Annotated in this window: 19 protein-coding genes; 5 read left to right on the top strand and 14 right to left on the bottom strand. The window is 51.8% G+C overall.

The genetic code is table 11. The features are described 5' to 3' along the window. The first annotated feature begins 213 nt into the window (after positions 1-213). A complete protein-coding gene (locus GC128_RS10275; RefSeq protein WP_151994210.1) occupies positions 214-1,860 on the top strand; it encodes a Na+/H+ antiporter in 1,647 nt (548 codons plus the stop codon). Between the two features lie 48 nt (positions 1,861-1,908). Here GC128_RS10275 and GC128_RS10270 read toward each other — a convergent pair whose 3' ends face one another. After that, complete coding sequence (locus GC128_RS10270; RefSeq protein ID WP_151994209.1) at positions 1,909-2,799, bottom strand: LysR family transcriptional regulator; 891 nt, start codon at positions 2,797-2,799, stop codon at positions 1,909-1,911. Between the two features lie 102 nt (positions 2,800-2,901). Between GC128_RS10270 and GC128_RS10265 the strand changes: the two genes are divergently transcribed. Continuing rightward, positions 2,902-3,327: a CidA/LrgA family protein gene (locus GC128_RS10265; RefSeq protein ID WP_151994208.1), complete on the top strand. Its 426-nt coding sequence runs from the start codon at positions 2,902-2,904 to the stop codon at positions 3,325-3,327. Continuing rightward, positions 3,320-4,009 carry an LrgB family protein gene (locus tag GC128_RS10260; protein WP_151994207.1) on the top strand — a complete coding sequence of 230 codons (690 nt, stop codon included), beginning with the start codon at positions 3,320-3,322 and terminating at the stop codon, positions 4,007-4,009. Before GC128_RS10265 ends, GC128_RS10260 begins: the two co-directional genes overlap by 8 nt. Before the next feature lie 30 nt (positions 4,010-4,039). Here the strand turns inward: GC128_RS10260 and GC128_RS10255 are convergent, their stop codons facing one another. From GC128_RS10255 to fdhF, 5 genes are all read right to left on the bottom strand, one after another. Further along, a complete protein-coding gene (locus GC128_RS10255; RefSeq protein WP_151994206.1) occupies positions 4,040-5,335 on the bottom strand; it encodes a Gfo/Idh/MocA family protein in 1,296 nt (431 codons plus the stop codon). A gap of 134 nt (positions 5,336-5,469) precedes the next feature. Then, the gene (actP, locus tag GC128_RS10250) at positions 5,470-7,128 is read right to left on the bottom strand and encodes a cation/acetate symporter ActP (RefSeq protein ID WP_151994205.1); all 1,659 of its coding nucleotides are present in this window, start codon (positions 7,126-7,128) and stop codon (positions 5,470-5,472) included. Further along, complete coding sequence (locus tag GC128_RS10245) at positions 7,125-7,439, bottom strand: DUF485 domain-containing protein (protein ID WP_151994204.1); 315 nt, start codon at positions 7,437-7,439, stop codon at positions 7,125-7,127. Before GC128_RS10245 ends, actP begins: the two co-directional genes overlap by 4 nt. A gap of 207 nt (positions 7,440-7,646) precedes the next feature. Further along, complete coding sequence (acs, locus tag GC128_RS10240; RefSeq protein WP_151994203.1) at positions 7,647-9,605, bottom strand: acetate--CoA ligase; 1,959 nt, start codon at positions 9,603-9,605, stop codon at positions 7,647-7,649. A 232-nt stretch (positions 9,606-9,837) separates the two neighbouring features. Further along, positions 9,838-11,985, bottom strand: coding sequence for a formate dehydrogenase subunit alpha (fdhF, locus tag GC128_RS10235; RefSeq protein ID WP_151994202.1), 2,148 nt, complete (start codon positions 11,983-11,985; stop codon positions 9,838-9,840). Between the two features lie 350 nt (positions 11,986-12,335). Here fdhF and GC128_RS10230 point away from each other — a divergent pair, with 350 nt between their 5' ends. Then, positions 12,336-13,070 carry a response regulator transcription factor gene (locus GC128_RS10230; RefSeq protein ID WP_151994201.1) on the top strand — a complete coding sequence of 245 codons (735 nt, stop codon included), beginning with the start codon at positions 12,336-12,338 and terminating at the stop codon, positions 13,068-13,070. 925 nt (positions 13,071-13,995) lie between these two features. On the opposite strand, the gene GC128_RS10225 is transcribed toward GC128_RS10230, so the two are convergent. The 8 genes from GC128_RS10225 to GC128_RS10190 all read right to left on the bottom strand — a co-directional run bounded on the left by GC128_RS10225 (position 13,996) and on the right by GC128_RS10190 (position 22,188). Continuing rightward, positions 13,996-14,985 carry a fimbrial protein gene (locus tag GC128_RS10225; protein WP_151994200.1) on the bottom strand — a complete coding sequence of 330 codons (990 nt, stop codon included), beginning with the start codon at positions 14,983-14,985 and terminating at the stop codon, positions 13,996-13,998. Positions 14,986-15,023: 38 nt separating this feature from the next. Then, positions 15,024-15,752, bottom strand: coding sequence for a fimbrial biogenesis chaperone (locus GC128_RS10220; protein ID WP_151994199.1), 729 nt, complete (start codon positions 15,750-15,752; stop codon positions 15,024-15,026). A 142-nt stretch (positions 15,753-15,894) separates the two neighbouring features. Continuing rightward, positions 15,895-16,902 carry a carbohydrate kinase family protein gene (locus GC128_RS10215; RefSeq protein WP_151994198.1) on the bottom strand — a complete coding sequence of 336 codons (1,008 nt, stop codon included), beginning with the start codon at positions 16,900-16,902 and terminating at the stop codon, positions 15,895-15,897. A gap of 9 nt (positions 16,903-16,911) precedes the next feature. Continuing rightward, positions 16,912-17,772, bottom strand: coding sequence for a ketose 1,6-bisphosphate aldolase (locus GC128_RS10210; RefSeq protein WP_151994197.1), 861 nt, complete (start codon positions 17,770-17,772; stop codon positions 16,912-16,914). A 100-nt stretch (positions 17,773-17,872) separates the two neighbouring features. After that, on the bottom strand, positions 17,873-18,598 hold the full coding sequence (locus GC128_RS10205) for a D-lyxose/D-mannose isomerase (protein WP_151994196.1): 726 nt from the start codon (positions 18,596-18,598) through the stop codon (positions 17,873-17,875). 85 nt (positions 18,599-18,683) lie between these two features. Beyond that, entirely contained in the window at positions 18,684-19,616 is a 933-nt protein-coding gene (locus tag GC128_RS10200; protein ID WP_151994195.1) for an ABC transporter substrate-binding protein, read from the bottom strand. A gap of 33 nt (positions 19,617-19,649) precedes the next feature. Next, complete coding sequence (locus GC128_RS10195; protein WP_151994194.1) at positions 19,650-20,672, bottom strand: ABC transporter permease subunit; 1,023 nt, start codon at positions 20,670-20,672, stop codon at positions 19,650-19,652. After that, on the bottom strand, positions 20,662-22,188 hold the full coding sequence (locus GC128_RS10190; RefSeq protein ID WP_151994193.1) for a sugar ABC transporter ATP-binding protein: 1,527 nt from the start codon (positions 22,186-22,188) through the stop codon (positions 20,662-20,664). The genes GC128_RS10195 and GC128_RS10190 overlap by 11 nt, the downstream gene beginning before the upstream one ends. A gap of 151 nt (positions 22,189-22,339) precedes the next feature. On the opposite strand from GC128_RS10190, the gene GC128_RS10185 reads away from it, so the two are divergent. Next, entirely contained in the window at positions 22,340-24,904 is a 2,565-nt protein-coding gene (locus GC128_RS10185) for an ATP-binding protein (RefSeq protein ID WP_151994192.1), read from the top strand. The last annotated feature ends 12 nt before the right edge of the window (positions 24,905-24,916 follow it).

The following is a 24,916-nucleotide window of genomic DNA, read 5'->3' as shown; positions in this document are numbered from 1 at the left end:
TTTCCTTCCGGTGAACCCCTAAATAATTCGAGTTGCGGTAAGGCGACAAGACCGCAAGTCCCCAGGAGCATAGATAACTATGTGACTGGGGCGCGCGGATGCAGTCAACGCATCTGCAACTTGAAGTATGACGGGGGTAAAAAGTTGTTTTACTATTGGGTAACACAACATCCTGCAAAAAGGGTTTCACAAAACACCTCGACTAAGGACAGTATGGAAATCTTCTTTACCATTCTCATCATGACCCTTGTGGTTTCTCTTTCTGGGGTGGCTACACGCATGCTGCCGTTCCAGATCCCGCTTCCGTTAATGCAAATCGCGATAGGCGCTGTGCTCGCCTGGCCGCACTTTGGTTTGCATGTCGACTTCAACCCGGAACTCTTCCTGGTACTGTTTATTCCGCCGCTGCTGTTTGCTGATGGCTGGAAAACGCCGACGCACGAATTTCTCAACCACGGGCGGGAAATCATCGGCCTTGCGCTGGTTCTGGTGCTGGTCACCGTGGTCGGCATTGGCTTCCTGATTTACTTCCTCGTGCCGGGCATTCCGCTGCTTCCGGCTTTTGCACTGGCAGCAGTCCTCTCGCCGACCGACGCCGTGGCGCTTTCCGGTATTGTCGGAGAAGGGCGCATTCCAAAGAAAATCATGGGGATTTTGCAGGGCGAAGCGTTGATGAACGACGCCTCTGGCCTGGTATCGCTGAAAATGGCAGTCGCAGTGGCGGTGGGCACCATGGTGTTTACCGTCGGCGGCGCCACGCTCGAGTTCTTCAAAGTGGCGATAGGCGGGCTGTTGGCGGGAATTGCAGTCAGCTGGTTGTACGGCAAATCGCTGCGTCTGATGAGCCGCTGGAGCGGTGACGAGCCCGCCACGCAAATCCTGCTACTTCTGCTGTTGCCATTTGCTTCTTACCTGATTGCCGAGCATATCGGCGTGTCCGGCATCCTTGCAGCCGTTGCTGCGGGTATGACGATCACCCGTTCTGGCGTATTACGCAGCGCGCCACTGGCAATGCGCCTGCGTGCAAACAGCGTCTGGGCGATGCTCGAATTTGTGTTTAACGGCATGGTGTTCTTGCTGTTAGGCCTGCAATTACCCAGCATCATGAAAACGTCGATTGCGGCGGCAAACGCTGATCCGAACGTCGAATTATGGATGCTGTTTGTCGACGTCGGGCTTATCTATTTCGCCCTGATTGGCGTGCGTTTCTTATGGCTGTGGGCGATGAAACGCATCAGTTTACGCTTTATGAAAAAGCGCCCGCTGGAGTTCGGCTCTTACACCATGCGCGAGCTGTGTATTGCATCGTTTGCTGGCGTGCGCGGGGCCATTACCCTTGCCGGTGTGTTGTCCATTCCGTTGCTGTTAGGTGATGGAACGCCTTTCCCGGCGCGTTATGAGCTTATCTTCCTTGCCACCGGCGTGATTCTGTTCTCGCTCTTTACCGGGGTCATCATGCTGCCGATTTTATTGCGTAATGTGGAAGTCCCTGACAAATCAGTGGCGCGGCAGGAAGAGCGTACCGCGCGTGCGGCAACGGCTGAAGTGGCGATTGTCGCCATTCAGAAAATGGAAGAGCGCCTGCAATCTGACGTCAATGAGAACATCGATGACCAGCTGTTAAAAGAGGTCAGTTCGCGGGTTATCGGGAACTTACGCCGCCGGGCTGACGGGCGTAACGATGTAGAAAGTAGTGAGCTTGAAGAGAACCTTGAGCGCCGATTCCGCCTGGCCGCACTACGCTCCGAGCGTGCTGAGCTTTACCATTTACGTGCCACGCAGAAAATCAGCAACGAGACGTTGATGAAGCTGCTACATGATTTGGATTTGCTGGAAGCGTTGTTGGTCGAACAGCAGTAATCGACAATTCCTCTCCCTCTGCTGGGGGAGAGGATTGGGGAGAGGGCGCTATGAACTTACCGGCCAAAACTCCTTACAGCAGGCAATCCATGCCTGCGCACTTTGCGAAATATAAACCCCATCGCGCCAAATCATCGCCAGTTGCCACGTTAAATCGCTGTTTAACGGCAGCCACATCAACGTGTTTTTATCCAGTTTTTGGCAAATAATCTCCGGTAGAATCGCAATCCCTACACCGGCCTGCACCATCGCGGCCAGAAAATCCCACTGACCACTACGTACCGCAATCCGCGGAGTAAACCCATGTTCCTGGAAGAGCTGAATTAACTGGCGGCTTAACGCAAAATCTTCGTTGTAGATAAGCAGAGGATGGCCGGCAAGCTCTATGGGGTCGATGCTTTCTCGTGTTGTCCACTGCCCGGAGCGCGGAACCAGCACACACAGCGGATTATGCAGCAAAGGTAACGAGCAGAAAGTGTGGTGCTCATCTTCAAAAGGCAATGCGGTCATGGCTAAATCAAGCTCGCCATTAAGAACAGCCTGCTGCACCGTTAAACCGCCAAATTCAGAAATTTTTAATTCAACGCCTGGGTAGCGCTGGCGATACAGGCTAATTGGCCCTGCCATCATTGTGCCGACCATCGGTGGAATACCGAGGCGCAACACGCCTTTGTTGAGATGGTTAATATCACCAAGTTCGGCCTCCAACTGGTGAAATTCCGCCAAAATGGCTAATCCTCGTTGATAAACCACTTCGCCGGTATCAGTCAGTAATAGTTTGCGGCCATCACGAATTAGCAGTGTGCAGCCGAGTTCATCTTCGAGGTTACGCAGCATCTTGCTTATGGTCGGCTGGGTGACGAACATCTTTTGGGCTGCACGGGTAAAACTTTGCTGGCGAACCACTTCTACAAAATAACGTAGCGTCCTGATGTCCATAACTATTCCTGTTGACTATACCTGTGATGATTTTAATTCATTTTTTTCAATGAAGTTGGCTAACTATAATCTCCACATCACATTTACTGGAGTGCCACTCTCATGGCCCTGGCGTTACGTGGTTTTACGCCTGTTCTTTTTCGCCGCATTCAGGTGCCGGTACAAGTTGCACTATATGCAGGGCTATTTATTTTTGCCCAACAATTGGTTGACTGGTGGCACTTACCGCTGCCTGCAAACCTGGTCGGAATGCTGCTTTTACTCGCGCTAATTGTCTGCCGCGTGGTGCCGCTAAAATGGGTGCGAGCCGGTTCCCGTTGGTTGCTGGCAGAAATGCTGCTGTTCTTTGTGCCTGCCGTGGTTGCGGTGGTGAACTACGCCGAATTACTGATGGTGGATGGCTGGCGCATTTTCCTGGTTATCGCCATAAGTACTTTGCTGGTGCTGAGCACCACCGCCCTGGTGGTGGATAAAGTGTACCGTTATGAGCTGGCGCGAATGGCTCGCAGGCAGGCTCGTGGTGAGTAACTTTCAGCTGAGTCTTTTGTGCCTGGTTATTACCCTTGGGCTCTATTTTGCCAATAAAAAACTCTATCGCCGCTTTCGAAAATTGCCTCTGATGCCGTTGATTTTAACGCCGGTATTGCTGGTGGTGATGTTAGTTTTTGGTCATATCTCCTATCAAAATTATATGGGCGAAGCGCACTGGTTATTGTGGCTGCTTGGCCCGGCGACTATCGCCTTTGCAGTGCCGGTTTATGACAATCTTAACGTTATCAAACGCCACTGGATGTCGCTTTCTGCGGGGGTTATTACGGCGACAGTGGTTGCGGTTACCAGTTCGGTTTGGCTGGCGCGTTTGTTTACTTTGCCCGATGAAATTCAACGCAGCCTGGCGGTCCGTTCGATTACCACACCCTTTGCCTTAGCCGCAGCCAAACCACTCGGCGGGCAGCCGGAGTTGGTAGCGTTATTTGTGGTGGTGACTGGCGTGTTTGGTATGGCAGTGGGCGACGTGCTGTTTTTGCGCCTCGCCATTCGTGAAGGAATGGCAAAAGGCGCGGGTTTTGGTGCCGCTTCTCACGGCGCTGGCACCGCACGTTCCTATGAACTTGGCCCGCAGGAAGGTGTGGTCGCCAGTTTAGTGATGATGTTCTCCGGCGTAGTGATGGTGTTAATCGCGCCGTTGGTAAGCTGGTTGATGTTTTAATACCGGGGGGATTCACCACCCGGTAAGTGCTTACTTACTTTTCAGCCGTGAAACCAACTCGAACTCTTTAAAATTGACCGGGCGTTGTTGCTGCATGGAAATATTCCCGGCAATACCGGTCAAAATCGACATCGCCCCCGCGCGGTGATCGGCGGCGCGTTTTAACGGGTCGTTACTCGGCTCGCCAAACAAATCGGCCAACATCGCGTTGTCGCCACCGCCGTGGCCGCCCGCGCCAATACTGAAGTCGGCTTTATAAGGTGCTGCAAACATTGGGAACACGGTGATATCGCAGCTTTCCAGGCTACCTTCGTTTTCACGGTCGCCACCGGCATTCACATAAGACATTTCAACCAGTTTCATCTCAAGCCGCCCGCGGCTGCCGTTGAACACTACATTCAGCCCTTCCCACGGCAAATAAGCGTTAAGGGAATAGGTCATCTGCACCTGGTTTTGATACTTCACCAGCACGGATAACGTGTCTTCGATGTTGATACCATCGCTGAAAACACTCTGGTCGCGGTAATAGTTATCTTCGTGTTCCGCATCCAGATACAACTCTTTAAGCTGCGCATTTTCTTCCATATGCAGCGCAAACGGGTCATCTTTTGCGGCGCTGTAGCCATGAGTGCGTGGATAAAACTGCGAGATACCTCGTTTTTCTGCATTTTCTTTACCATAAAAACGCAGCCCGCCTTCCGCATAAACCCGTTCCGGATAACTACCCAGCCAGAAGTTCATCAGGTCAAAATGGTGGGTGGATTTATGCACCAGCAGGCCGCCGCTGTTGCGTTTTTCGCGGTGCCAGCGGCGGAAATAATCTGCGCCATGTTCGGTGTTGAGCAGCCATTCGAAATGCACTGAGAACACCTCACCGATGGTTTCTTCCATCAGCAATTCGCGGATTTTGCTGTGATGTGGTGCGTATCGATAATTAAATGCCACGCGCACCTGGCGGCCTGTTTCTTCGATGGCATCGAGAATGCGCAAAGCGCGTTGCTCATCAATCGTCATCGGTTTTTCGGTAATCACATCGCAACCGGCATGCAGTGCACGCACTATGTAATCGTCATGGGTGCGGTCCATAGTGGTGACGATAATAATATCCGGGCGCGTCTCGCGGATCATGGTTTCGAAATCCGCCGCTTTCCAGGTTGATACCTGCGCTGCACCTGAGTTACTCAACAGCTTATTGGCGTAATTCATGCGCGTCTGGTTGGTGTCGCAAAATGCCACCAGTTGCGAATTCTCTTTCCATTTACCGCTGATGGCTTCGATATATAAACCAGCGCGTCCGCCCGTTCCTACTAATGCATATCTTTTCATTCCATCCTCACCCGTTATGAAATAAAACAATGTTTCATTTATGAGCTACTGTAGCGCTCTGGGGAGGGAATAAAATGCCAGAAGGGTGAAAATGTGATCCCCGACTCGAACGAGCCGGGGAGAGTTGAAACTAATTAGTGTGCACGGCCTTGTTCAATACCAATCCCGGTCTGGGAACGGATGAACTGAGCACGGAATTTCTCACGTTCGAGATTGCCTTCCGGGCTGTTATCAGTGGCTGAGAACACCCAAATACCCACAAACGCGACCAGAATCGAGAACAGCGCCGGGTATTCATACGGGAAGATAGCCGTTGCGTGCCCAAGAACTTGCACCCAAACCGTTGGGCCAAGAACCATCAGGATCACCGCGGTCAGCAGGCCGAGCCAGCCGCCAATCATCGCGCCACGCGTGGTCAGTTTTGACCAGTACATGGAGAGCAGAATAATTGGGAAGTTACAGCTCGCCGCAATGGAGAACGCAAGCCCGACCATGAAGGCGATGTTTTGGTTCTCGAACAAAATCCCCAGCCCGATTGCCACCACGCCTAATATCACAACGGTGATTTTCGACACTCTCAGCTCATCACGTTCAGATGCCCCTTTGCGGAACACGTTGGCGTAAAGGTCGTGCGAAACCGCAGATGCACCCGCAAGCGTTAAACCTGCAACCACCGCAAGAATGGTGGCGAAGGCAACTGCCGAGATAAAGCCTAAGAACAAGCTTCCACCCACAGCATCAGCCAGGTGAACCGCTGCCATGTTGTTACCGCCAATCAATGCGCCAGCAGCATCTTTAAAGGCTGGGTTTGCACCCACCAACATGATTGCGCCAAAGCCGATGATAAAGGTCAGGATGTAGAAATAACCCATGAAGCCGGTAGCGTACAGCACGCTTTTACGCGCTTCGCGGGCATCGCTCACAGTGAAGAAGCGCATTAAAATATGTGGCAATCCTGCGGTACCAAACATCAAGCCTAATCCCAGCGACAGCGCCGATATCGGGTCTTTCACAAGCCCGCCTGGGCTCATAATGGCCACACCTTTCGGGTGCACTGCAATCGCTTCGGCGAACAGGTTGTTAAAGCTAAAGCCGACGTGTTTCATCACCATAAAGGCCATGAAACTTGCGCCAAACAGCAACAATACGGCTTTGATGATTTGCACCCACGTCGTCGCCAGCATGCCGCCGAACAATACGTACATCACCATCAACACGCCAACCAGAACCACCGCAACGTGGTAGTTCAGGCCGAACAGCAACTGAATAAGTTTGCCCGCGCCCACCATCTGGGCAATCAGGTAAAGCGCCACCACAACCAGAGAACCGCAGGCCGACAGAATACGGATTGGCCCTTGTTTCAGGCGATACGAAGCCACATCAGCAAAGGTATATTTGCCGAGGTTTCTCAGGCGTTCTGCAATCAGGAACAGGATAATTGGCCAGCCGACCAAAAAGCCCAGTGAGTAAATCAGGCCATCGTAGCCGGAGGTAAACACCAGCGCCGAAATACCGAGGAACGACGCGGCGGACATATAGTCGCCCGCAATCGCCAGGCCATTCTGGAAGCCGGTGATATTGCCGCCCGCGGTGTAGTAATCGCTACGCGTGCGGGTTCGTTTTGACGCCCAATAGGTGATACCCAGCGTAAAGGCGACAAAAATCACGAACATGATAATCGCCTGCCAGTTAGTCGGCTGGCGTTGCACAGCCCCCGTAATGGCATCAGCGGCAAATGCAGAGGCTGGCAGGCTTAACAGCGGTGCGGCAGCAAGGCCGAGAAGACGTTTCATGATACCTTCACCTCGCGCAGCACTGCGTTATTCAGACGGTCAAATTCGCCGTTTGCTCGCCAGACATAAACGCCTGTCAGGAAGAAGGAAATCAGAATCACCCCAACCCCAATAGGAATGCCGCGCGTGACGGTGGTGCCTGCGTGCAAAGGTGTGCCCAGCCAGCCAGGCGCAAAGGCAATCAGCAAGATAAAGCTGATGTAAATTGCGAGCATGATAAGAGACAAAATGGTGGCAAACCGTTGCCGTTTAGCGACTAACTCCCTGAAATGCGCACTGTCTTCTATCCGTTGATAAAGTTGATCACTCATCACAGATCTCTCCAGAGAAATTCCCTTCGTCTTTTGCGCCGCAGGGGTGTTGGCTGCATTCGCGCACCCCAGTCACTTACTGGTGTAAGCTCCTGGGGATTTGCTCGTTTGCCGCCTTCCTGCAACACAAAATCCTTTGGGAATTTGGGTTAGGTTGAGGTTTTTTTATTGTGTTTTCCCCTCTCTTTAAGGAGAGGGGCAGAGATGTTACGAAGGCATGGTAATTGATTGTTTTTCTTCCAGTAACTTCTCAACAACGCCTGGATCGGCAAGCGTTGAAGTATCACCAAAGTTACTGGTATCGCCGGCGGCAATTTTGCGCAAAATGCGACGCATAATTTTGCCGGAACGGGTTTTCGGTAGTGAATCTGTCCAGTGCAAAATATCCGGCGTGGCAAGCGGGCCAATCTCTTTACGTACCCAATTACGCACTTCGGTATACAGCTCAGGCGTTGGCTCTACGCCGTGGTTTAGCGTCACATATGCGTAAATCGCCTGGCCTTTAATATTGTGCGGAATACCGACGACTGCCGCTTCGGCCACTTTCGGATGTGACACTAGCGCGGACTCGATTTCTGCTGTGCCCAGACGGTGCCCGGACACGTTAAGCACGTCATCCACACGTCCGGTGATCCAGTAGTAACCATCTTCGTCGCGGCGTGCGCCGTCACCGCTGAAGTACATATTTTTAAAGGTCGAGAAATAGGTTTGCTCGAAGCGCTCATGGTCACCAAACAGCGTACGCGCTTGGCCTGGCCATGAATCGGTGATCACCAGGTTGCCTTCGGTTTCGCCTTGTTGCGGGTTACCTTCGTTATCCACCAGGGCTGGTTGAACGCCAAAGAATGGGCGTGTGGCGGAACCGGCTTTCAGCTCGGTCGCACCGGGCAGTGGGGTGATCATGAAGCCACCGGTTTCGGTCTGCCACCAGGTATCAACTACCGGGCATTTCTCGTTACCGATTTTCTTCCAGTACCATTCCCACGCTTCTGGGTTGATAGGCTCGCCCACAGAACCCAAAATGCGCAGCGACGAACGGTCGGTGTTTTCAATCGCCTTATCGCCTTCGGCCATCAGCGCCCGAATCGCGGTTGGCGCGGTGTAGAGAATATTCACTTTATGCTTATCAACTACCTGAGCCATGCGATTTGGTGCTGGCCAGTTTGGTACGCCTTCAAACATCAGCGTGATAGCACCACATGCCAGCGGGCCGTACAGCAGATAGCTGTGGCCGGTGACCCAACCCACATCGGCGGTACACCAGTAAACGTCGCCCTGATGGTAATCAAAGACATATTTAAAGGTGGTTGCGGCATAAACCAGGTAACCGCCGGTGGTGTGCAGCACGCCTTTTGGTTTGCCGGTTGAACCGGAGGTGTAAAGGATAAACAGCGGATCTTCAGCATTCACTTCCACCGGCTGGTGGTGCGCGCTGGCTTTCTCAACCAGTTCGTTCCACCACAGGTCGCGGCCTTCATGCCATTCGACTTTGCCGCCGGTGCGTTTGAGCACCACGACGTGTTCAACGGTTTTAACGCTTGGGTTTTTCAGCGCCTCATCGACGTTTTTCTTCAGCGGAATGGAGCGTCCGGCACGAACGCCTTCGTCGGCGGTAATGACCAGTTTGGAGCTGGAATCGATAATGCGCCCGGCGACGGCTTCCGGTGAGAAACCACCAAAAATCACTGAATGCACCGCGCCAATGCGCGCGCAGGCCAGCATCGCAACGGCGGCTTCCGGCACCATCGGCATATAAATCGCCACCACATCGCCTTTCTTGATGCCCAGTTCTACCAGGGTATTGGCAAAACGGCACACTTCACGATGCAGTTCACGGTAGGTAATAGTTTTACTCTGGGTGGCGTCATCGCCTTCCCAGATGATCGCAGTCTGATCGCCACGATCTTTCAGGTGGCGATCGAGGCAGTTGGCGGCCAGGTTTAGTGTGCCGTCTTCATACCATTTGATTGAGACGTTTCCAGGTGCGAAAGAGGTGTTTTTCACCTTCTGGTAGGGCTTGATCCAGTCAAGGATCTTACCTTGTTCGCCCCAAAATGCGTCGGGGTCATGTACCGAGTGTTGGTACATGGATTGGTACTGCTCCGGGGTTATCAGGCAATTGTCCGCGATATTGGCGGGAATGGCGTGTTTATGTATTTGGCTCATGCTTTTTTTCTCCTTTTAGGATGTTAATAATATGTCACGTAAACGTTAACCGCAGGGTGCCAAGGAGAGCTTTGTTTATTATTTGGGCGACAGATCACGCATTAATTAAAGTGTTGAAAATTTAATCAATGAATCCTGCATGGAGAAGGGGAATGAACGGCTTATTTATTGTGATAACAATGAGATGTGAGGCAGATAAAAAAAGAGCCGCCGGGCGGCAGCTCTTTCTGATTTAACCCGCCGCGCTTTCGCGCAAACTGGCTTTTAGCTTGTTGTACTCGTCAATCACATACTGCTCAGCAGCTTTCTGATCGGCGATAGGCTCGACACGTACGGCGCAGTATTTATACTCCGGCGTTTTAGTAATCGGGCTGAGGTTTTCAGTCACCAACTCGTTACAGGCACCAATCCACCACTGGTAAGTCATATAAACGGCACCTTTGTTAGGACGCTCGCTTACATTCGCACGTGTGATGACTCGACCTTTACGTGAATTCACCCAGATTAACGCTTCATCTTCGATACCCAAACGGGCGGCATCATCGATGTGGATTTGCGCATAACCTGGTTCATCCGCAAGGGCTGCCAGTGCCGCACAGTTGCCGGTCATTGAACGGCAAGAGTAGTGGCCCACTTCACGCACCGTGGAAAGCACCATCGGGTACTCTTCGGTGACTTTGTCGATTGGCGGCGCCCAGTCACAAGTAAAGAACTCACCCAGGCCGTTTGCACGGTCGAACTTGCCGTCGTAGAGGAACGAGGTGCCCTGATCTGACTCAGCTACATCGCGGCAAGGCCACTGGATATAACCCAGCTCGCCCATTTTCTCGTACGTTGCCCCGTAGAAATCTGGGCAAAGGCCGCGCAACTCATCCCAGATTTCCTGGGTGTTGTTGTAGCTCATTGGGTAACCCATACGAGTGGCGATTTCACTGATAATCTGCCAGTCCGTTTTCAGGTCCCACTTCGGCTCAACTGCTTTAAAGAAGCGCTGGAAGCCACGGTCAGCGGCGGTATAAACGCCTTCATGTTCACCCCAGGAGGTGGATGGCAAAATCACATCGGCCGCAGCCGCGGTTTTGGTCATGAAGATGTCTTGTACAATCACCAGTTCCATATCGGCAAACGCCTGACGAACCGCCGAAAGCTCCGCATCGGTTTGAAGTGGATCTTCGCCCATGATGTACGCGGCATACACTTCGCCATGTGCCACACGGTGCGGCAGTTCGCTGATGCGATAGCCGGTGTGAGCAGGCAGCGAGGGTACGCCCCACGCTTTCGCGAATTTCTCGCGGCTGACTTCGTCTTTCACGTACTGGTAGCCAGGATAAGTATCCGGCAATGCGCCCATATCACAGGCACCCTGAACGTTGTTCTGGCCACGAACCGGGTTAACACCCACGTTCGGTTTACCCAGGTTGCCTGTCATCAGCGCAAGGCTTGTCAACGAGCGAACAGTTTCCACGCCCTGATAGAACTGGGTTACACCCATGCCCCACAGGATCGTGGCAGTTTTCGCCTTCGCGTACATGCGTGCTGCGCTGCGAATTTCCGCCGCAGTAACACCGGTAATTTCTTCAACAGACTCAGGCGTGTAGCCCGCAACAATTTTGCGATACTCGTCGAAACCTTCGGTACGGGAAGCCACAAATGACTGGTCGTACAGATTTTCTTCGATAATCACGTGCCCAATTGCGTTAAGCAGGGCGATGTTAGAACCATTTTTTAACTGCAAATGCATGTCAGCGATGCGCGCGGTTTCAATTTTACGCGGATCGACAACAATGATTTGTGCCCCTTTTTGCTTCGCGCGAATCACGCGGTTAGCAACGATAGGGTGTGAATCTGCCGGGTTATACCCGAACACAAACACTAAATCGGTATCTTCAATCTCAACGATTGAGTTACTCATTGCGCCGTTACCGACCGATTGGTGCAGACCTGCAACCGATGGGCCGTGTCAAACGCGTGCGCAGCAATCGACGTTATTGGTACCAATAACGGCGCGCGCAAATTTCTGCATTACATAATTGGTTTCGTTGCCTGTACCACGGGAAGAACCGGTGGTCATGATGGCATCGGAGCCGTGTTTCGCTTTGATTTCACTCAGACGAGTACTGACGTAGTTCAGTGCTTCATCCCAGGAAACGTTTTCGAGTTTGCCGCCTTTCTGGCGACGAATCATCGGAGATTTCAGGCGTGGAGTGAGGATTTTAGTATCGTTAATAAAATCCCAGCCGTAGTAACCCTTCAGGCATAAATCACCCTGGTTAGTTTTACCCTGAGCTGCTTCCGCCTTGACGACTTTGCCGTTATCGACCACGAGGTTGATTTTGCAACCCGAGGCACAATAGGGGCAAACCGTGACGACTTTTTTCATCAGTGTTGCTCCAGTCAATGCACCCGTCATACTTCAAGTTGCAGCCTTCCTGCTACCTGAACTATTTAGGGTACTTAAAGGTGTGTGACACTCACACAGCTGATCATATCTACCCGCTTTAATGCATTATCTATGCCACATAGAAAGAGTGGGAATAACCGCCATCTTACGGTGATAAAAGCAACAAAATGCTGACGAAAAACAGGTCATCGTCAAAAGTGACGTGTCGAGAGAGGCAGGGATTGTGACACTGGTTGAATTTTCAGCATGGGCCGTTGGGATTTATGCGGCAGTCCATCAACAATCACTCACACTTATATTCACACCTGCATCCTCCCCGGAGATAAACCATGAAGCCTGCAATTTTGCTGGTGGATGATGATCCAACGATTTGTGACGTGCTGCGCGATGTGCTTAATGAACACGTCTTTGACGTTAAGGTGTGCCACACCGGGAATGATGCGCTGACAGCGATTGCTCAACATCCAGGTATTGCGCTGGTACTGCTGGATATGATTTTGCCGGATATTAATGGGCTGCTGGTGTTGCAGCACATTCAGCGCCAACGCCCGGACTTGCCAGTGGTGATGTTGACGGGCCTTGGCAGTGAATCGGATGTTGTTGTGGGGCTAGAAATGGGGGCCGATGATTACATCGCGAAGCCTTTTAATCCTCGCGTGGTGGTGGCGCGTGTCAAAGCGGTGCTGCGTCGTACCGGCGCGCTGGCAGTCGAAACGGTGACGACAAAAACCAGCGGCCTGCATTTCAACGGTTGGCGGCTGGATACCGGCCGCTGCCAGCTTTTTAATGCGCAGGCCGAACTGGTCGAGCTCACGCAAGGGGAATACGGCCTGCTACTGGCGTTGATGCAGAACTCGCGCAAAGTGTTGTCGCGTGAAAGGTTGCTGGAATTGACCCACAGCGAAAGCCTCGAAGTCTTCGACAGGACGATTGATGTGCTGATTATGCGGCTACGTAAAAAAATAGAGCCGAATCCGCATCAACCGGCATTAATCCGGACTATTCGAGGTGTGGGATATGTATTTTCGGCAGATGTTATTCAGGCGGAGAATAATGCGGCTTAAGACTCGTCATACTTCAAGTTGCCTCTTTTTTGGTTACGCGCCCTCACGCTCGGCACCATTCAGCCCCTCCCAGTTTTTTTTGTCCCTGCAGCCCGATAACACCCTCATTCTCAACGCCTTGTTTCAGAAGTACTGACTACATAAACATGTAATAAAAAACAGTGTTGACATAGCAGGAAAAAGACGTAAATTAGAGTTTAACGGCGGTGTGATAGATATATTGCCGTTAGGTTTAAGAGTATTAAATACGTCAATGAAACATGAAGTGTAAGTAAAAATCGCGATGATGTAAGGCTTTGTTTTTCATGTGTTATGGGTTCGCGAAAACATTAAACTGCAATAGTTTGAATATCGCGAAAGACGTAAAGCCACGCATCAAAAGTATATATCGCGAAATGGGGAATGTACGAGGTCAAATAATTTTTCCTTGATCTTGTTTTAAACCGATAACGTAGGGAGGAATGATCGAAACCCGATATTATCTGTAAGAACTTGTGCATTTAAAGTAGTACCAAATAGCAGTAAAATCCACGAAGCATCTTAATGTTAAATCCTAAGTTAGCAGTACCTTAAAAGCCCTGACTACTACAGTCAGGGCTTTTATCATTTACGGCTCCTGAATCCCTGACATTTACCATAACGCGTTATTACATGTTCCAATGAAAAAGCCCGCGATAGCAGGCTATTTGTCTGTGGGGAGCATTCGTTCGCGGACGGTGCGACCTGCATCGGTAAGCGGTGCAACAGAACGCGCTTTTAAATCGTCATCGATGCGGATGTTCAGAGTTGCCATATATGCGGCCCTCGTTGTGATTACATTTGTATACACCTGGTTTAAGCAGCAACGAAGTAAGAGGCTACACCCCCGAAAAGACCGCTTGTTCATTATTGTTACTCAAACATAATAGGGAACCACCGCCATAGGCTATTCATACCACATCTCAAACTCCACGGTGGTGCTCGCTGTACCTACTTCGACATCTCCAACGTCTCGTGTACGTATATAGTGCGCTTTCATCGGAATCGTGTAGCTGCCACCGCTAGTGCTATAGCCAGTGAGAGCAGTTTTCGTGTTAAAGGTTACGCTGTTGCCATTTTCGTACATTACCTGAATGCCAACCCCTTTGGCTGTGGAACTGCTGTCCAGGGTGAGGTATTGGTTATTCCCAGTACCGACAATATTCACCCCCGGTGCAGGTTTAAATAAGTAACTCACTTTGGCAATGCCGCTAGGGCAGTTATTAATTTTGAAATCAAAAGACTTGGTTGGACTGGTAGCATTCTGTATAAATATACCTCTATCATGAGTGCCGAGATTGACCGGGAAATTCGGGGTTTCACAGGTATATGCTGTAATATCAGCAGAGCCATTCCAGTTCAATACATTATATCTGGTGCCGCCTACGGTGCTTAACGTTGTATTTGCCCAGGCTTCAACGGTAATAGGAAGTGAAACCGTTCCTGTTTCAATGGGGCCAATGACGTAGTACTGCATTTTTATATTAGTAAGCCATGCCCCCCCATTATAATTACCAGCCGAAACGGCATACCATTTCTTAATGTCATTACCTACTACGACGGTTCCACTAAAATCATCCCATACTTTGATACCGATTCCGGGCACATCCGTTTTGTAAACGTCAGGGATATCTGAAGGCTCCAGTGGCGAACCAAATTTCAGATAGGTACTTGTTGCTCCTCCTGTGCAGCTTATGTTCACGGCAGCTCCTGCAGCAATAGATATCACGGAGCCTATTGGGCCTCGTGTTGTTATATCTCGCGGCATCTTGAGGGTTTGTTTTGGGCTTGTCACTGTGTAGCTATAAGGAGTACCACTACTACAACCTGCCCAACTCATGGAGCTTAATGAAAATAACCCCAAAAAAATCATTAACGTGTTTAAGTGCTTTTTCATTTTATTAATCTCATTAAAAACCGTAGAGATATGAAATATCAGCGACGATAATCAGCTTCATTTTTTTTAAAGCCACCCAAATCGTTAATTGTGATAAACACGATTTTTGATGCCGCAGACGCTACTGGCTTGTTAACACGGAACAGTTTGCTTCCTTTGGCCGGGCACATGCCGTTATTTTTATTGTCAGCATTTTCCGCTTCATTTTTGAATCTAACTTCGCTGATGGAAACGTTATATGCCGATGGGTTTACACATTCGAGGCTAAAGTCGCGTCCATTCTGGATTAAACGCCAGTTCAGGGTGCTGGCAGCTCCGTCAGATGAGCCGGTTAACCCCACCGGGCGGTAGAAAATCTTTAAGCGGGAGCGCACGGAAAATTTTAAATAACTGTCCACCTCTTCTTGCTTTCCACCTGGTTTTGGCTGAATTTCTAATATGTTAAGCCAGAACACCGATTCGCGATCTTTTGGGACATTACCAGCGGTGAAGACAATTCGCAGCGACTGCCCTTGACCGGGATTAATGCGAAAAACGGGAGGAGTGACAATAAAAGGAACAGATATTGTTTCCGGGGAAGCATCGGCATCGCCGTCATCTATCCACGACTGGATTAACCGCGGCGTGGTGGCATTATTTGTCATGCCGAGTGTGACTTCAGGATTCTCTGCCGGGTAGATGACCCGCGTACTGTTGATCTGAATACCCGCCTGGGCAGAACTGAAAACGAGTAAGAAGCCAAATAAGGCAATAGAGAAAACCTTCATAATCTTCTTCCTAGATATTTGCCTGTGGACGACCATCTCAAGAAGTATGGTTTAAGCGGTCAACCATTCAAACCATAGTTGAGAGTATTGAGGTATAAGCCTATTGGCTGGTTAGGCGAATTTCATTTATTTAACTAATTTACTATTTGTATTCATTAATAAAACTCTGTAATTCCACCAATGGCTTAGCTCCATCAATTGCATTTGCACATAATAAATTTGCACGTGCACACGCGTGAGCCAATTTCAGGCTATCGACCAACGACCATTTTTCATGGCAGCCATATAATATTCCGGCACAGAAAGCATCGCCCGCACCGACGCTGCCGATAATTTCCGTTTGAGTTAATCTGAATGACGGCACCCACACGCCTTCCATGCCTGGTTCAACACCCCAGGCACCTTCCGGACAGTGGATTACCACTCGTTGCCGAACGCCCGAATCCAGCAGCAAAGCCGCTGCCTGGGCGATATTTTCGATATGCGGATCGCCATTGGAACGGCGGATTTCCAGCCCGCTAAACTCACCGGCTTCCAGTTCGTTTATCACCAGATAATCGAGCCAACGCAGGGCAGGGAGCACCATAGGTCGATAGCGTGGGTCGCCCTGGCGGGAGACTAAATCGAGCGAGGTTTCATAGCCCTGTTGTGCCATCTGCGCGAGTAACCGTGCGCTGCGCGTACCGTATTCTGCATCTTCCATATCCAGGCTATCAAGCAGCAATAAATAACCGAGATGGAAGATTTTGAATGACGATTCAAGGCGGTCAAAGGCGGGTAAGTCGAGTAAGCGATTAGCACCTGGCGAGTGGAAAAACGTGCGTTGCCCGCTGGGGTCAGTCATCACCTGCGACATCGACGTTGGCGCAAAAGTGGTGCGATGAACGTGCTGGCGGTTCACATGATACTGATCGAGCATCGCCATAATGTAATCACCATCATGGTCGTCACCGACTAAACCCACCGCCTGAAGCGGCAGGCCAACGTGCATTTTTGCCAGGGTGAGCAGAACGTTAAGTGGCGCACCACCAGTCGAGCGTTCGCTGTGAACGATTTCCGCAAGCCAACCGCGCTGTGGCCACTGCACAATTTGATGCACATGGTCGACCAACATGTTCCCTGCGGCGATTATTCCACTGCGTTCTGTCATAATTTTTCCTTACGCCTTACCCGAACTACCAAAAATCTGCATCTGTTGTGCGACGACATCCGTAATCGCCTCTTCAATACCCAGCAATAACTCGGCGAATTCGTCATAAATGGCATGGCGTTGATTCATGCGTTGTTCGACTGCACCCAACGCGGCCTGTGACATGCCGGTATAGAAATTAATTTTGTGGATACCAAGCGTGATCGCTTTTCTGAAATCTTCGTCACTAATGCCGGAACCGCCATGTAACACCAGTGGTATGCCCGTCTGGCTACGAATCGCGGCCAGGCGGTCGAAATCGAGTTTCGGTTCGCCTTTGTATTTCCCGTGCGCATTACCGATGGCGACGGCCAGCGTGTCGATGCCGGTTCTGTCGACAAAATCGCGTGCCACTGCCGGGTCGGTAAACTTGTTGCTATCGGCTTCGCCATACAATGCGCCGCCTTCATCACCGCCCACTGCACCCAACTCAGCTTCAACCGAGACACCCACCGCATGGCACATCTTCACCACTTCGCGGGTCTGGCGAATGTTCTCTTCATATTCAAGTGTAGAACCATCGAACATGACTGAGCTAAAACCGAGGCGTAAAGCGCGAACTACCGCTTCAAAGTGCAGGCCGTGGTCAAGATTGAGCACCACCGGAATATCGTGGCGAGCAGCTTCGAATTTGACGGCTTCAACCAGAGAATCCAGCGAGACATACTTAAAATGGACTTCGGCAATATTGATGATAAACGGTGAGTTTTCCTGCCTTGCCGCGGCAAAAAGGGCGCGCAGAAAGTGGCTGTCGAGAACGTTAAATGCCCCTAATGCGTAGCCATTGGCGCGCGCGTGTTTGAGTCCGTCGGCGAGCGATATTAAAGACATAATGTTTCCCCTGGTATTGTTACCCCTCATACTTCAAGCTGCTTGTGCGTTGGCTGCGTTCATTCACCCCAGTCACTTACTCAAGTAAGCTCCAGGGGATTCACTCACTTGCCGCCTTCCTGCAACTCGAACTATTTTGGGTAAAAAGAAATTGGCGATATTCGTTGCACAGCAATTGCCGCGCAGGTTCGTCTTCAACGATGGAATTAAAGCGCTCAAGCGGTTTGAGGAAACGGTTGTCGCGGTCGTCGTCATTGACCATCGACACTTCCCCAACCAGCACGTCGCCATACCCTGGCTCACCCCAAAAACTGTGGTAAATACCGGGCACCAGACAAATGCTCTCGCCGGGTGAGAGACGCAGTTGGCTGCCCGCCGCGTGTGTCTGGCAGCAACCATCAATGCTGACCGTGACATCACTCTCTTCGGTCTGTTCGAACTGGTCAGAATTCCACAATTCAACAATCAAGTTACCGCCGCCGCGATTGATAATGTCTTCGCGTTTACGCCAGTGAAAATGCATCGGTGTGAGTTGCCCTTCGCGGACATGCATGATTTTTTCGGCATAGCATTTGGCATACGGTGTGCCGTCGGGCGAGCCATTACGCAGCGTGAATAGCGTCAGCCCTTGAGCCAGAAAATCGTTGCCGCCGAAGGCAGTCACATCCCAGCCGAGCTTGAGATCTAACACTTCCTGCCAGATTTGTTTGTCGACCTGCTGCCATTTCGCCAGGTCAAAAGAGGCGAAAGGGGGTAAATGGACGTCGTGCTGCATAAAGAAATGACGTGTTTGGGAGAGGATTTGGTTTACCTGGGAACGTTTCATTTTGCAGGGTTTTCCTCACGTTTTTGTCGGATGACGCTGCGCTTATCCGACCTACAAATGATCACTTTGTAGGCCGGATAAGACGTTATTTCACCGTCCAGCCCTTATACGTGCCGATATTGTTTTTATCGATCATGGTTACCGGGATCAGCACCGGCTCTTTAGGCGCTGGTTTACCTTGTAGAATGTCGTAACCAATCTCCACCGCTTTCGCCGCCATCACTTGCGGGTCTTGGGCAGGTGTTGCCACAAAAAGTGTTTTTCCGCCGCGTTTCAGAGCTTCTTCTGCATCCGGGCTTCCATCCACACCGACGATAAAGAACTCGTTACGCTGTGCTTGTTTTGCTGCCAGATCGGCACCGATCGCTGTCGGATCGTTTATCGCAAACACGCCGTCGATCTTCGGGTTTGCAGCAAGCAAAGACGTCATCACCTCAAGGCCACCTTCGCGGCTGCCTTTGGCATTCTGGTTAGAAGAAAGGACCTTGATATCCGGATGCTTTTTAAATTCGTTCTGGCAGCCTTCGACACGGTTCTGCACCGCAGAAACTGGAGGTCCGTTGATGATCACCACATTGCCTTTGTTTTTCAGACGATCCGAAATGTACTTACAGGCCATTTCACCCGCCTGAGTGTTGTTCGAGGTGATCGTTGCATCTGCACCTTCCGCTGCCACATCAACCGCAACTACCACGATCCCGGCATCTTTCGCACGTTTCACTGCCGGGCCGATCCCTTTAGAGTCCGCCGCGTTCAGAATGATCATGTCCACTTTGGCGGCAATAAAGTTATCGATTTGCGACACTTGCTGGCCGAGATCGTAACCGCTGGAAACCAGCGTCACTTTCACGTTATCACCGGCAAGTTTACGGGCTTCAAGTTCGGCACCTTTGGTAATCTGTACGAAGAACGGGTTGGCGAGGTCACCCACCGTCACCCCGATGGATTTCAGCTCTTTTGCCTGAACAAAAGGAACAGCGGCAATCATGAGTGCAGCAGCTAGTAGCTTTAAACGCATGGTGTTTTCCTCACATAGGGTAGAGTTTTGTTGTTATGCACTTTGATGGTGACGGGTACGGTATTTGTCGATCAGCACCGCAATGATGATCACCGCACCCTTGATCACCAGTTGCCAGAAATACGAGACGCCCATCAGCGTCATGCCATTGTTGAGCGTGGCGATAATCAGCGCGCCAACCAGCGTGCCGGTGATCGTGCCGATACCGCCGACGAAACTGGTGCCGCCAAGAATCACCGCAGCGATGGCGTCCAGCTCATAACCCATCCCAAGGTTGCCGTTGGCGCTGTAGAGCCGCGAAGCACTCATCACGCCACCAAGCCCGGAAAGCAAACCGCTCATGCCATAGACGAACAGCAATACCAGCCACACTTTGATGCCCGTCAGGCGTGCGGCCTGCATATTGCCGCCGACCGCGTAGATATGAACACCGAGCGTGGTGCGTCGCAGAATGAACCAGCAGACAACAATCACCGCCAGCGCAATCACGACCAGCCACGGAATCGGGCCAAGATACGAGTTGCCTATCCATTCAAAATTGATATTGGAGTTAATCACCGTGGTGCCATCGGCCAGCAAATAGGCCGCTCCACGTAGCGCGGTATAAGTGCCAAGCGTGACGATAAACGGCGGTAGCCCGGCCCAGGCGACAAGCATGCCGTTAAACAGCCCAAGCCCGGTACCCATCATCAGCGCGGCAGGGATCGACAGCGATTCCCACCCCGGCATTAGCGAAACCACCATTGCGGTCACCGCCGTGGTACCCAGAATCGAGCCCACGGAAAGGTCGATCCCACCGGTCAAAATAATGAACGTCATCCCGGCGGCGAGCACGATGTTGATCGACGACTGGCGGGCGATGTTCAGCAAGTTAGATTCAGTAAAAAAGTTCGGCGTGATAAAGCCAAAAACGGCGACGATCAGGATCAAAATCGGCAAAATCCCGACGGTTTGCATCAAATCACCAAACAGCGCTTTTTTCAGCGAGGCAGATTTGGCGACTTGCTGGGGAGTTGCGTGCGCCAGCGGCGTTTCTTTAGGTTGATTAGTTGCCATGTTGAACCACCTTTTTATGGGCATCTTCAACGCCGGTTGCCAGCGTCATAATGTTTTCTTGTGTGATTTCAGCGGGGTGCAACTCCCCGGCAATGCTGCCTTCGCGCATCACATACACCCGGTCGCTCATACCGACCACTTCGGGCAATTCGCTGGAGATCATCAGGATCGCCACACCCTGTTTTGCCATCTGGCTCATGATCCGGTAGATCTCACTTTTCGCGCCGACATCCACACCACGGGTTGGCTCATCGAGGATCAAAATGCGCGGGCCGATCGCCACCCAGCGTGAGATCAAAAGTTTTTGCTGGTTGCCGCCGGACAAGCCCCCTGCGCGCACTTGTGCATGCGGCACGCGGATATTGAGCAAGCTGATGGCGTCGTCAGAAATGGTCTGGGCTTTTTTGCGATCCAGCCAGCCGTAGTGGGCGTCGCGCTCAAGTGTTGCCATGGTGATGTTGTCTTGCGCTGCCAGTTCGAGGAACAAGCCTTGCTCTTTGCGGTTCTCGGTCAGGAAACCGATACCGTGGCTAATCGCTTCACGAGGGGAGTGAATCTTCACGGGCAGCCCGTCGATTTCTATCGTGCCGCCGGTGGATTTACGCACGCCAAAAATCAGCTGTGCGAGTTCTGAGCGTCCGGCACCGACTAACCCCGCCAGCCCGACAATCTCGCCCGATTTCACCTGTAGGCTGACCGGCTGCACTTTTGCGCCGTCCGTCAGATGATGAACGTTCAGGCGCACGGCACCTTGTGGAATGTCGCGCTCTTTATTGAATAGATCGCTTAGCGGGCGGCCAACCATCATGCGTACCAGCTCGTTGGCATTGAGATGTTCACGCGTCAGGCTGCCGACATATTGCCCGTCGCGCAGCACGCTCACGCGGTCAGAAAGCTCATACACTTCCGCCATGCGGTGACTGATATAGATAATCGCCATGCCCTCATCGCGTAGCCGCATAATCAGCTCGAACAGGCGGTGAGTTTCACGTGAAGAGAGCGCGGCAGTGGGTTCATCCATTACTAAAATGCGGCTGTTGCGGTGTAGCGCACGAGCGATTTCTACCTGCTGCTGTTCGGCAATGGTCAGGCGCGAAACCAAATCGCTGGCCTTAAACTGTGCGCCGAGGCGGTCAATAACCGTCTGAGCCTGCATCACCATCTCTTTGCGTTTTACTAACCCACCGCGTGACAGCTCGCTGCCAAGGAAGATGTTTTCAGCGACGGTGAGATTCGGGGCCAGTTGCATCTCCTGGTAAATCAGCGTGATGCCCGCGTTGAGTGCGTCTTTTGGCCCCTTGATGCTGTACGGTTCACCGTTAATTAAAATCTCGCCGCTGGTGGCGGTATAGGCACCAGCGAGGATTTTCATCAGCGTGCTTTTTCCCGCGCCGTTTTCCCCCATCAAGGCGTGTATTTCGCCAGGAAACACCGTTAAGTCGACACCTTTCAACGCATAAAACTTGCCGAATGACTTGGCAATATTGCGCATCTCCAGAATGGGAACGCTACTCATGGCGCGACTCCTACGGGTAAGGTTTCGATTGCTGCCAGTTGAACACACGCAGGTAAATGCAAGATGTCAGAACCCATTCATATTTGTCATGTTGGTGAAGAATTCATATGACTGCTTAACTCATTGAAACAAACCTGAATGGAGCCAAGCCATGCCTGCACCCCGCACGCCCTTTCTCACCAGCGCACGTGGCCGCCTGCTCTCCTTTAATCTGCTGGTGGTGGCGGTGACGTTGATGGTGTGTGGTGTGGCCATTCTCGGCTTTAATCACGCCAGCCGTTTGCAGGAGCAGGTGCAGGGGCAAACGCTAAGTGATATGTCCGGCAGCATGGAGTTGGCGCGGGATACTGCGAATGTGGCGACAGCAGCGGTGCGCCTCACGCAGGTGGTGGGTGCGCTGGAATACCAGAGCGAAGCGCAGCGTTTGCAGCAAACACAGCAGGCACTCCAGAACTCGCTTAACCACCTGGCGCATGCACCACTCGCCAGCCGGGAACCGGAATTGGTGAAGCGCATCACCGAGCGCAGCAATGAACTGGAAAGCAGCGTCACGCGCATGCTTGAACTTGGCCATCGCCGCCATCTGGAGCGCAACGCGCTGCTTAGTGCGCTGTATCAAAACCAAAGTTACTTGCATCATATTCAGGATATTAATGCTCGTGACGGGCGGGTAACCCCGGAAGCGCGGCTGTTAACCGAAATGGACAGGCTGATTCTGATTGCTATCCAGACGCCTTCCCCAAAAGCCACGGTTGTGCAGCTTACCGAAGTGATGGCGCAGCTTCCGGCACACGATAATTCGCCCTTAGTCGATGGGATATTGCAGGAGTTCGCGACTCATTTGCAGCAATTGTTGCCACTTTCCCAGCAGCTTGAAAACAGCGATTTAGGTATTTCCTGGTACATGTACCACATTAAAGCGCTGGTGGCGTTTTTGAACCGGGACATTAACCAGTACGTGCAAAAAGTGGCGCAGGAGTCCCTTAGTCGCACCGATCAAAGCCATAAAGAGCTGCAATCAATGATTGCCTTTATCGGCTTGTTTGCCTTGCTGGCGCTGGTGATCACCGGTTTTGCAGGTTGGTATATTTATCGCAACCTTGGCTCCAATTTAACGGCAATTTCCCACGCGATGACACGTCTGGCGCGGGGCGAGCGCGATGTTAGCGTGCCTGCCTTACAGCGGCGTGATGAGCTGGGCGAACTGGCGCGAGCGTTTAACGTTTTTGCACGCAACACTGCATCGCTGGAACACACCTCAAAACTTCTCAAAGAGAAAAGCACTCAACTGGAAACCACCTTCCACGCGATGCGCGACGGTTTTGCCCTGTTCGATAACGACGGAATTTTAGTGGTGTGGAACCCGCAATACCCGCTGCTACTGGGGCTGGCACCGGAACGATTGCAGCGCGGCCAGCATTATATGAGCCTGCTCAAACAGGTCACGCCGCTTCAGGAACACATCCTTGAAAACCTTTCGCGCCCGCTACCCAAACCACAGGAGTTGCGGCTGGCAGATAACCGCACCATTGAGCTGCGTTTTAGCCCGGTGCCGGGGCGCGGCATGGTGAATGTGGTGCTTGAGCGCAGTGAGCGTAAAGCGCTGGAAGAAGCGCTGGTTCACAGCCAAAAAATGAAAGCGGTGGGGCAGTTAACCGGCGGCCTCGCGCATGATTTCAATAACCTGCTGGCGGTGATTATTGGCAGTCTCGAGCTAACATCTTCCGATTCACCGGATGCCATACGTATTCAACGCGCCTTAAAAGCCGCCGAACGCGGGGCGCAACTGACTCAACGTTTACTGGCGTTTTCCCGCAAACAATCGCTGCACCCGCATGCGGTGTCGATGAAAAACCTGCTGGAAAACCTCGACCCGCTGATTCGCCATTCGCTCCCGGCAGCGCTGACGCTGGAAATTGAAGCGCAGCACCCGGCGTGGCCCGCATGGATTGACGTTAACCAGTTGGAGAATGCGATTATTAACCTGGTGATGAATGCCCGCGACGCGATGGAGGGGCAAAGCGGCACCATCAAAATCCGCACCTGGAACCAGCGCGTGGTGCGCTCGAGCGGGCGCAAGCAGGATATGGTGGCGCTGGAAGTTATCGACAGTGGTCATGGCATGTCGGCGGAAGTAAAAGCTCAAGTATTTGAACCGTTCTTCACCACCAAGCAGACGGGCAGTGGCAGCGGGTTGGGTTTGTCGATGGTGTATGGTTTTGTGCGCCAGTCCGGCGGGCGAGTGCAAATTGAAAGTGCGCCGGGGCAGGGAACGTTAGTGCGTTTACAATTGCCCCGCGCACCAGTGCAGGCGGTGAGTGAAACGTTACCCGAGCCGCTGGCAGTGAATTCTGATGAAGACCAACTGGTTCTGGTGCTCGAAGATGAACACGATGTGCGCCAGACGTTGTGCGAGCAGTTGCATCAGTTGGGGTATTTGACGTTAGAAACCAGCGATAGCCAGCAGGCGATACAACTGCTGAAAGAGGTACCGGATATTCAAATACTTATCAGCGATTTAATGCTACCAGGGCCAATGAGTGGCGCCGATGTGGTACAGCATGCATTTGAGCATTATCCGCATCTGACATGCCTGTTAATTAGCGGCCAGGATTTGCGCCGTAGCGGGCAGCAATTGCCGCAAGTCGAACTGCTGCGTAAACCATTTAATCAGCAAAAACTGGCCCAGGCTTTACGGCGAGCACGGCATCAATAAAATTTTGTGTCA

Origin of the sequence: Buttiauxella massiliensis (assembly GCF_902500225.1) — a bacterium.
GTDB classification, from domain to species: Bacteria; Pseudomonadota; Gammaproteobacteria; order Enterobacterales; family Enterobacteriaceae; genus Buttiauxella; species Buttiauxella massiliensis.
The sequence above is the reverse complement of the archived record's forward strand: the minus strand, read 5'-3'. Positions and strand labels throughout refer to the sequence as shown.